Origin of the sequence: Parachitinimonas caeni (genome assembly GCF_030129945.1) — a bacterium.
GTDB classification, from domain to species: Bacteria; Pseudomonadota; Gammaproteobacteria; order Burkholderiales; family Chitinimonadaceae; genus Parachitinimonas; species Parachitinimonas caeni.
Genome location: NZ_JARRAF010000200.1, coordinates 1 through 419 on the forward strand (window position 1 = coordinate 1; position 419 = coordinate 419).

General features: G+C 62.3%; 1 protein-coding gene. It reads right to left on the reverse strand.

The window, feature by feature from the left end; genetic code table 11:
• Positions 1–419: hypothetical protein (locus PZA18_RS24300; RefSeq protein WP_284103465.1), on the reverse strand; the 419-nt coding region annotated here is incomplete at both ends.

The window sequence follows — 419 nt, forward strand, 5'->3', positions numbered from 1 at the left end:
GTTCGAACACCAGGCCACCCCAGGCATTGGCCTTGGCGTTGACCGACGCAACTTCGCCGTTCTCGCCGGTGAGCACCAGCAGCAGATCACTGTTAGTCACTCCCGGCAGATCGATCAGATGCAGGTTGCTGTTCTGCTCCATGAACGAAGCACCATTGCCACCAATCGGCAGCGGCCGCTGGGTGCATTGGCCAGTTGCGGCGTTGTAATAACCCACCTGCCGGTTCAGCAGGCGGCCGTCGGCGCCTCGGGCCAACAGCTGGTATTCGAAGGTGACATCCGAGCGGAAATTCGGTTCGATCTCCCACGACCAGTTGGCCCGATCCAGGCCGCTGCTGCCGACCTGCTTGAGCGCCACCCGGTGATAGCTGAGGCTGCTGGTATCGGTGGTCGAGCGGATACCGAGCCAGACTTCGGCG